The 8,476-nt window shown below is 70.2% G+C and carries 7 protein-coding genes; 2 read left to right on the top strand and 5 right to left on the bottom strand.

The window, feature by feature from the left end; translation table 11 throughout:
* Positions 1–299 precede the first annotated feature (299 nt).
* Together ACZ5CR_RS37695 and ACZ5CR_RS37700 are read right to left on the bottom strand one after the other, a co-directional pair.
* A complete protein-coding gene (locus ACZ5CR_RS37695) occupies positions 300–1,055 on the bottom strand; it encodes an aspartate/glutamate racemase family protein (RefSeq protein ID WP_468866231.1) in 756 nt (251 codons plus the stop codon).
* Positions 1,055–2,533 (bottom strand): NCS1 family nucleobase:cation symporter-1, encoded by a 1,479-nt coding sequence (locus ACZ5CR_RS37700; protein ID WP_468866233.1) that lies wholly within the window; start codon positions 2,531–2,533, stop codon positions 1,055–1,057. Before ACZ5CR_RS37700 ends, ACZ5CR_RS37695 begins: the two co-directional genes overlap by 1 nt.
* A 160-nt stretch (positions 2,534–2,693) precedes the next feature.
* Here ACZ5CR_RS37700 and ACZ5CR_RS37705 point away from each other — a divergent pair, with 160 nt between their 5' ends.
* Positions 2,694–3,362, top strand: a complete 669-nt coding sequence (locus tag ACZ5CR_RS37705; protein WP_468866235.1) for a GntR family transcriptional regulator — start codon at positions 2,694–2,696, stop codon at positions 3,360–3,362.
* Between the two features lie 228 nt (positions 3,363–3,590).
* Here the strand turns inward: ACZ5CR_RS37705 and ACZ5CR_RS37710 are convergent, their stop codons facing one another.
* The 3 genes from ACZ5CR_RS37710 to ACZ5CR_RS37720 are packed head-to-tail and all read right to left on the bottom strand — an operon-like array spanning position 3,591 to position 7,716.
* Positions 3,591–4,790 (bottom strand): MFS transporter, encoded by a 1,200-nt coding sequence (locus tag ACZ5CR_RS37710; RefSeq protein WP_468866237.1) that lies wholly within the window; start codon positions 4,788–4,790, stop codon positions 3,591–3,593.
* Positions 4,787–6,316, bottom strand: a complete 1,530-nt coding sequence (locus ACZ5CR_RS37715) for a YfcC family protein (RefSeq protein WP_468866239.1) — start codon at positions 6,314–6,316, stop codon at positions 4,787–4,789. Before ACZ5CR_RS37715 ends, ACZ5CR_RS37710 begins: the two co-directional genes overlap by 4 nt.
* Entirely contained in the window at positions 6,313–7,716 is a 1,404-nt protein-coding gene (locus tag ACZ5CR_RS37720; protein ID WP_468866242.1) for a M20/M25/M40 family metallo-hydrolase, read from the bottom strand. The genes ACZ5CR_RS37715 and ACZ5CR_RS37720 overlap by 4 nt, the downstream gene beginning before the upstream one ends.
* Positions 7,717–7,942: 226 nt before the next feature.
* On the opposite strand from ACZ5CR_RS37720, the gene ACZ5CR_RS37725 reads away from it, so the two are divergent.
* Complete coding sequence (locus tag ACZ5CR_RS37725) at positions 7,943–8,377, top strand: RNA-binding S4 domain-containing protein (protein ID WP_468866245.1); 435 nt, start codon at positions 7,943–7,945, stop codon at positions 8,375–8,377.
* The last annotated feature ends 99 nt before the right edge of the window (positions 8,378–8,476 follow it).

Consider the following 8,476-nt stretch of genomic DNA (forward strand, 5'->3'; position numbering starts at 1 on the left):
GGGAGTTCTCTCGCGGGCTTCTCCCTCCCCCCCCCCCCCCCCCCCCCCCCCCCCCCCCCCCCCCCCCCCCCCCCCCCCCCCCCCACCCGCCCCCCCCCCCCGAGAAGCCGGGCGAGGCGGGGGCCGGCGCCACAAGGGCGGGGACGGGCTCGGCCGGGTGATCGGAAGGGCGGCTGCGACACCGGGCACCTCCAGTTGCTCGGCACCGGATGGGCCCGGCGCATTCCCCGGAGTCTGCGGTCGCCCGGCCCCCGCGAGGCCTCGTACACCGCCGGTCCGGCGGCAGATCACCCGAAGAATCACTCCGACGGCGGCGGCGCCCAAGTGCGAGTCTTCGGCAGGGGTTTGGCATATCCACCGACGCGGCTCGTGGTCAGACCGAGTCCGACGAGCGCCTCGGCGAGCTTCACCGCGGCGGCCACCCCGTCGACCACGGGCATGTCGAGAGCGGCACCGACCTTCTCCTGCAGCCCGGTCATCCCGGCGCAGCCGAGCACAAGGACCTCGGCCCCCGCGTCGCGGGCCCGCTCGGCCGCGGCGAGGAAGGCGCGGACAGTGGCCTCGGAGTCCCCGAGGTCGAGGACTCCGAGCCCGGTTCCGACCACGGCGGCGCAGTTCTGTGCGACGCCCGCCGCGTGCAGGCTGTCCTCGATCTGGCCGCGCGCCCGGTCGAGGGTGGTGACGACGCCGTACCGGCGGCCAAGGAGACAGGCCAGATGCGCGGCGGCCTCCGTGATGTCGACGACCGGCACGTCCAGGAGCTCCCGGGCGCCCTCGCGTCCGTGCTCGCCGAACCCGGCCATGACCACGGCGTCGTACGGCTCCTCGTCTGCGCGCAGGTTTCCCCGCAGGTCTCCCCGCAGGGTTCCGCGCAAGGTGTCGAGGACGGCGGCCGCCGAGAGATAGCTGTCGAGCCACCCCTCGGCGGACTCCGGCCCCCAAGCGGGGGTGAGCCCGGTGATCGTGGTGCCGGGGGCTGCCGCGTCCCGGGCGCCGCGCACGATCTCCTCGGTCATCGCCTGTGTCGTGTTGCAGTTGGTGACGACGATGCGCACTAGCCCTCCACCGCGTCCGTGAGTGCCGCGGTCCGCTCGGCGCGGCACAGCACCGCGTAGAGCAGCGCGGCCGTGGCCGTCCCGATGAACCAGGAGTACGGCGCTACGTAGTCGAAGAACGGCACAAGGGCGCACACGGCCGCGAAGCCCGCCGTCGGAACGAAGGCGGCGAGGGCCTTCGGGTTGACGCCCTTCTTGTAGTAGTACGCCGACCCCGGCTCGGCCCTGAAGAGCGCTTCGGCGTCGATGCGCCCGCGCTTCACCCAGAAGTAGTCGACCGCGATGATCCCGAACAGCGGTCCGAGGAAGGCGCCGAGGCCGCCGAGGAAGTAGTTCACGACGGTGGGGTTGGAGTAGAGGTTCCACGGCGTGACGAGGAGCGCGGCGACCGTGGAGATGATTCCGCCGATCTTGAAAGTGATCTTCTGCGGCCAGACATTGGCCAGGTCGTACGCGGGTGAGACGAAGTTGGCCACGATGTTCACGCCCATCGTGGCGACGGCGAAGGTGAGCGCCCCGAAGATCAGCACCCAGGTGTTGCCGATCTCGGCGACCAGTTCGGCGGGGTCGGTGATGGCCTTGCCGAAGACCTCAAGGCTGCCCGCGGTGACGATGACGGAGAGGATCACGAAGGCCGTGGAGTTGATGGGCAGGCCCCAGAAGTTGCCGCGCTTGACGGTGCGGTAGTCGGGGGCGAAGCGCGAGAAGTCGCAGAAGTTGAGCATCAGCGTGCCGTAGGTGGCGAGGATGAGCCCGATGGCGCCGAACCACTGCCGCACCTGCTCGCCGGTGGAGACCGGGTTCGGGGTGCTGGTGAGCGAGATGGTCCAGCCCGCCTTCCAGAGGATCCAGACGGCGAGGGCGATCATCACGACCCAGATGGCGGGCCCGCAGAAGTCCTGGAACTTCCGTACGGATTCCATGCCTCGGGTCATGATCAGCCCCTGCACCAGCCAGAGGGCGACGAACGAACACCAGCCGAGGGCGTGCAGGCCGAGGAAGGAGTGCTCGGTCCAGGCGTCGAGCCCCGGGAAGGCGGCGATCAGCATGACGTTGACCGCGATGGAGGCCAGATAGGTCTGGATTCCGTACCACATGATGGCGATCACGGCCCTGATCAGGGCGGGGATGTTGGCGCCCCAGACACCGAAGCTGATGCGGCTGACGACGGGGAACGGCACGCCGTGGCGCTGGCCGATGCGCCCCATCATGTTCATCCCGACGTAGATGAGCAGGAAGCCGACGAGGAGCGAGGTGAAGATCTGCCAGACGTTGAGGCCGAGGACGAGCAGACCGGCCGCGAAGGTGTAGTTGCCGAGGTTGTGGACGTCCGACATCCACAGGGCGAAGAGGTCGAAGACCTTCCACTTGCGTTCGGCGGAGGGGGCGAGGTCTTCGTTGGTGAGGCGGGGATCGGGCACGAAGTCGGTCGCGGCGCCTGGGGTGCCTGCGGCGTCGGCGCGCTGGGTGAGGGACACGGGGCCTCCTGCGAGGGGGGACGGAGGTGCGGCGCCCTTTGGTATACCAAAGTTTGGTATACCAAAGATTCCGTCATGCTCCCGCCCTCGGGGGCGCCCGGCAATGTCCGTACGGTTACGAATCGGTAAATCGATGCGGGGTTCGGCAATGATGGACACCATGACGACCGTGGAGCAGCCGCTGGCCGCCGTACGCGAACGCGTGCTCGCCGAGCTACGGCAGGAGATCATCGCCGGACGCCTCGGCCCGGGCGACCGCCTGGTCGAACGCGAGCTCGCCGAACGCCACGGGGTGTCCAGGGTCCCGGTCCGCGAGGCGATCCGGGCCCTGGTCGCCGAGGGCTTCGTCACCTTCGAGACCCCGCGCAGAACCGTGGTCCGCCGCCTCACCCGTACCGACGTGACCGAACTCTTCGAACTGCGCGAGGCGTTGGAGGTGTTCGCGGCGGGGCGTGCGGCGCAGCGCGCCACGGAGGAGGGCCTCGCGGAGTTGTCCGCCCTGCTCGACAGCGCCGCGAAGGCGACGCATACGGCGGACGCGGAGGCGATCACGGACATCAACACGCGCTTCCACGACCGCGTCCTGGCGATGGCGGGGAACGGACTGCTGACGTCGGTCATGGAGCCGGTGGACGGACGGCTGCGGTGGATGACGCGGCGGAACGAGGAGTGGACGCATCTGCTGGCGGAGCACCGGGAGTTGTACGAGGCGGTGGCCTCGGGGGATGCGGAGCGGGCACGAAGCGTGGCGCTGGCCCACGTCAGGACCAACTACCGGTCGACGGTGCGGCATCTCTTCGGCGAGGAAGAAGAGGGGGAACAGGGCTGACCCCCAGCCTCCGCCCCTTCCCGAAAACCGCGCCTGAGCCCCGGCCCTACCTACCTACCCGCCTGGGGCCCCGCCCCAGACCCCGTACAAGACGTCCTCAAACGCCGGACCTGCTGAACCCGATCCGCCCGTCCGGCACTTTAGGACGAACTCGGCGAAGCCGGTGATGACGGTACGCGCAGCCCCGGTGCAACCGACCCTCACCTCATCCGAACCCTGGCCCCGCCGCTACCCGGCCCGCAGCCCCCGCATCCGCCCGTACGCGTACACGCACCCCGCGAGCGCCAGATCCGAGAGCAGCATGAAGCCGATCGAGTACGAGCCCTTGGCGCTGTAGATCGCCCCCATGACCAGCGGTGGGACGAAGCCTCCCAGGCCTCCCATCGCCCCCACGATCCCCGTCACCGACCCGACCTGCGCCTGGGGCGTCACCTGCGAGACGAGTGCGAAGACGGCGCCGCTCGCCGTGCCGAGGCCTGCCGCCATGACCAGGAAGCAGATCGTGCCGCCCGGGTTCAGTGACGGTTCGAAGGCCTGCGCGATGGCGAGGACCGCGACGACGGCCAGCGCGGACGAGGTGACCGTCGCGGGGTGGATCCGGTCGGAGAGCCAGCCGCCGATGGGCCGGAAGATGACCGTGACCAGAGCGAACCCCGCGGCCTTCGTGCCCGCGTCCGTGGGCGAGAGGTCGTACCAGGTCTTCAGGTAGGTGGGCAGGTAGACCCCGAAGGCGACGATGCCGCCGAAGCCGATCGCGTACAGCGCGGAGAGCTCCCACGTCACCCGTAGCCGACCTGCCTCGCCGAGACGGGTGGCGAGCGGGCTCGTCGGCACCGGCCGGTCGGGGTGGTCGGTGATGAGCAGCACCCCGACCACCGCGAAGGCGGCAAGCGCGATGGCCACGACCAGGAACGGCAGGTTGTCGCCGTGCCCCGCGATCCTCGGGGTGAAGTACCCGGAGAGCGCCACGCCTCCCATTCCCATGCCGAACACGCCGAGCGCGAAGCCGCGGTGTGCGGGCGGGAACCAGGAGTTGACCAGCGGGATGCCGATCGCGAACGTCGTTCCGCCCAGGCCGAGCAGGAAGCCGACCGCGAGCATCGCCACGTAACTGCCCTTGGCCGGAATGATCAGCAGGACCGGCACGATGGTGAGCGCCGAGACGAGCGGGAACATCAGTTTGGCGCCGTAGCGGTCGGTCAGCGCGCCGACCGGGACGCGGCCGAGTGAGCCGACGATGACCGGCACGGCGACCAGCAGGGACTGCGCGAACGAGGAGAGGCCGAGCCGCTCCCCGAAATCGCTGCCCAACGGCGCGATCAGGTCCCATGCCCAGAAGGTGAGGGTGAATCCGATCGTGGCGACCGCGAGATTACGGTACGCGGCCGCCGAAGGCCTGGCCACCGCAGCTGGTGAGTTCGTTGTCATGTGAGAGCCGCTCCAAGCGCCACGAACGCGCAGATGAGTACGGACAAGATGGCGAGCAGCGGCCAGACGAAGCGCAGGTACTTGTCGTAGCCGACTTTCGCGAGCGCGACGCCACCGATGGTCACGGCGGTCGTCGGCACCCAGAGGTTCATCCAGCCGCTCGCCGCCTGCCAGGCCGTGACGACGACCGAGCGGGAGACTCCGGCGAAGTCGGCGAGCGGGGCGAGGATCGGCATGGCGAGGGTCGCGTGGCCGGACGTGGAGGGGATCAGGAAGGCGAGCGGCAGGTTCACGACGAAGACGATGATCGCGAAGAGGCCGGAGGACGTCCCCTTCACCACACCCTCGATGGAGTGCAGGACGGTGTCCGTGACCTTCGAGTTGTTCATGATCACCGTGACGCCGCGCGCGAGCACGATCACCAGGGCGGGCGAGATGAAGTCGGCCGCACCCTGGATGATCGTCGAGCTGAGCTTCTGCTCGCCCATCCGTGCCACACACCCGACGAGCGCCGCCGCGACGAGGAAGAGCGCCGCCAACTGCGGGAAGGACCAACCGAGTTCGAAGCCGTACGGTGTCGCGTCCGCCTTGCCCGTGAGCGCGCTCGACCAGGGCACCACGGAGAAGATCATGAAGGCGAAGACGAGGGCGACCAGGACGAGCACGGCCTTGTGCAGGCGTGTCAGCTCCGGCACCTCGCCCGCGTCGGACGCGGTCTGCTCGCGGTCGCCGGGCAGGAAACCGGTGAGGGAGCGTTCCGGGTTCTTCTGTACGCGCTTGGCGTAGCGGACGACGTAGGCGATGGTCACCGCGGTCAGGACGACCCACATCACGAACCGCAGCACGATGCCGTCGCCGAGGGAGATGTCCGCGGCGGAGGACGCGACTCCGGTCGCGAAGGGGTTGACGGTCGAGCAGAGCACGCCGATCCCGGCCCCCAGGATGATCGCGCCGACCGCGACCATCCGGTCGTAGCCGAGGGCGAGCATCAGGGGCACGATCAGGCCGTAGAAGCCGAGCGTCTCCTCCGCGAACCCCTCGACCGTGCCGAGTACGGAGAAGACGACCATCACGCCCGCGATCAGCATCGCGCCCCGCCCGCGCAGCCGGTGGGCGAGGCGGCCGATGCCGCGGTCGAGGGCGCCGGTGGCGAAGACGACGGTGATGAACGCGCCGATGGCGAGCACGAACAGGAACACGCCCGCGCTTCCGTACAGCTCACCGGCCATGTCCGGCCCGACGATGCCGGACTTCTCGTCCTGGACCCCGTACAGGCCGTTGACCGGTGCCAGGAAGAGGTCGTTGAGGCGGTCGACGAAGCTCTGACCCGAGTCGACGCGGTGGTAGCTGCCCTCGACGGGGGCGCCCTTGTCGTTGCGGTCGTAGGTGCCGGACGGGATGAGGAAGGCGAGCAGCCAGACGGCCACGGTGACGATCGCGAGGATGGTCAGGGCACTGGGGAAAGTGAACTTCGGTTGGTGCTCGGGCTCTTCGGTGCCGGGTTGGTCGGTCGCGGTGGTACTCATGCGCCGCTCTCCCCGGTGGTGTCGGGGGTGGTGTCAGGGGTGGCGTCGGAGCCTGCGTCGGGGCCGCTGAAGTCGGCGGCGTACTCACGCACGAAGGCGGCCATCGCCAGGACCGTGTTGCGCAGCTCGGAGAAGAGGACGCGCTCGTTCGGGGCGTGCAGGTTGCACATGCTGTCCTGGGCGCCGAAGAGCAGGACCTCGGCTCCGGGTGCCGCCTTCGCGAGGCCGTTGACCAGGGGAATGGAGCCCCCGGTGGCCACGAACGAGGCGTCCTCGCCCCAGGCCTCCTTGAGCGCGGCACGGGCGGCACGGTAGGCGGGGCCGCCGGTGGCCGCCTCGTAGCCGGGTCCTGTGTCGCCGGGCGTGACGGTGAGGTGGACGCCGAAGGGTGTGAGCGAGCGCAGGTGCTTGACCAGCCTGTCCTGCGCCTCCTTCGCGCCCTGACGGGGATGGAAGCGGAGGTTCAACTTGGCACGTGCGTACGGCACCACGGCCGACGCGGCATGCTCGACGCTTGGCGCGTCCAGGCCGATCACCGTGATCGCGGGACCGCTCCACAGCCGCTCGCCCAGGCTGCCGCTGCCGATGAGCGGCACCCCCTCACGCACACCGGCGAGCGAGCGGAACTCGTCCTCGGTGTAGCTCGTGCCGCTCCAGTCCTCGCGCCGCAACCCCTCCACGGCCACGTCTCCGTGTACGTCATGGAGGGTGGCCAGAGCCTTGAGGAGCACGAGCAGCGCGTCGGGCGCCGCACCCCCGAACTCCCCGCTGTGGCGCGGCTCGTCGAGAGTGCGCACCTCCACGACGACTTCGGACGCGCCGCGCAGGGCGGTGGTGAGGGTGGGGGTGCCGGGGCGGAGGTTGCCGAGGTCGGCGACCACCATGGCATCGCAGGCGAACCGCTCGGGGTCGGTGGGCGGATAGTCGTCGAAGGCGCTGCCGTACTCCTCCTGCCCCTCGATGACGATCTTGATCCCGACGGGCGGTCTGCCGCCGTAGGCCCGCAGCATCCCCAGGTGGGCGATGACGTTGGACTTGTCGTCCGCGATGCCACGGGCGCGCAGGCCGCCCTCGATCGGGGTCGGCTCGAAGGGCGGCGACTTCCACAGGCTCTCGTCGCCGGGCGGCTGGACGTCGTAGTGGCCGTAGAGCAGGACCGTCGGCGCCTCGGGGGTCGGCGGCGGGATCTCCCCGTAGATCACGGGCGAGGTGTCCGGCAGATCGAGCCGCTCGACGGTCGGCACGCCCGCTCCGCGCAACAGCTCGACCAGCAGATCGTGCGCCTCGATGACCGGTGCGGCCGGGAAGCCGGGGAAGGCGATGGAGGGAATCGCGGCGAGCCGTTCGAGGTCGGCGCGCAACGTATCCATCAGGTCATCGACGGTGGCTTCGAGCTTCATAGGCGGCACCCCTGGGTCTGATCTGATCTGGTCCGGTCCGGCCTGATCTGGTCCGGTCCGGGCTGGTCCGGGCTGGTCCGGGCTGGTCTACATCCTGCTTTGTAGTGATTAGCCCGAATTATCAGACTCCGAGGCGAACGGTTTCCGAACGGCTCGCCGTGCGGGCGGGGATGCCGCACTGCTGCCGCACACACCCGCGCGGCCGGGCAGGCACTAAAGTCGGGGCATGGCTTCGGAGACTTCAGGCGGGGGCGCGGGTGCGGTCGGGGGCGCGGGCGGTGCCGCAGGCGGTGGATCCGTGCGGATCGACGCCTGGATCTGGTCCGTCCGGCTGGTGAAGACCCGCTCCATGGGCGCGGCGGCCTGCAAAGGCGGCCATGTACGGGTCAACGGCGAGCGCGTGAAGCCCGCTTACGGCGTGCACGTCGGCGACGAGGTGCGCCTGCGCCACGCGGACGGCCGCCAACACGTCGTCATCGTCAAACGCCTCATCCGCAAGCGCGTCGGTCCACCCGTGGCCGTCGAGTGCTACGTCGACAACAGCCCTCCCCCACCGCCCCGCGAGGCCGTGGCCCCCGCCGGCGTACGCGACCGGGGAACGGGCCGTCCCACCAAGCGCGACCGCCGGGAGATGGAACGACTGCGCGGCTTCGAGGGTTAGTCACGGCCTCGGGGGGGGGGGGGGGGGGGGGGGGGGGGGGGGGGGGGGGGGGGGGGGGATGGGGGGGGGGGGGGGGGGAAAAAGACGAGCAAACGCCGA

The organism is Streptomyces sp. NPDC031274 (assembly GCF_055570235.1).

Excerpts from the sequence above, each read along its gene's own strand:
- ACZ5CR_RS37705 (WP_468866235.1), top strand. The coding sequence starts at position 2,694 with ATGACGACCGTGGAGCAGCCGCTGGCCGCCGTACGCGAACGCGTGCTC.
- ACZ5CR_RS37720 (WP_468866242.1), bottom strand. The coding sequence starts at position 7,716 with ATGAAGCTCGAAGCCACCGTCGATGACCTGATGGATACGTTGCGCGCC.
- ACZ5CR_RS37725 (WP_468866245.1), top strand. The coding sequence starts at position 7,943 with ATGGCTTCGGAGACTTCAGGCGGGGGCGCGGGTGCGGTCGGGGGCGCG.
- ACZ5CR_RS37710 (WP_468866237.1), bottom strand. The coding sequence starts at position 4,790 with ATGACAACGAACTCACCAGCTGCGGTGGCCAGGCCTTCGGCGGCCGCG.
- ACZ5CR_RS37715 (WP_468866239.1), bottom strand. The coding sequence starts at position 6,316 with ATGAGTACCACCGCGACCGACCAACCCGGCACCGAAGAGCCCGAGCAC.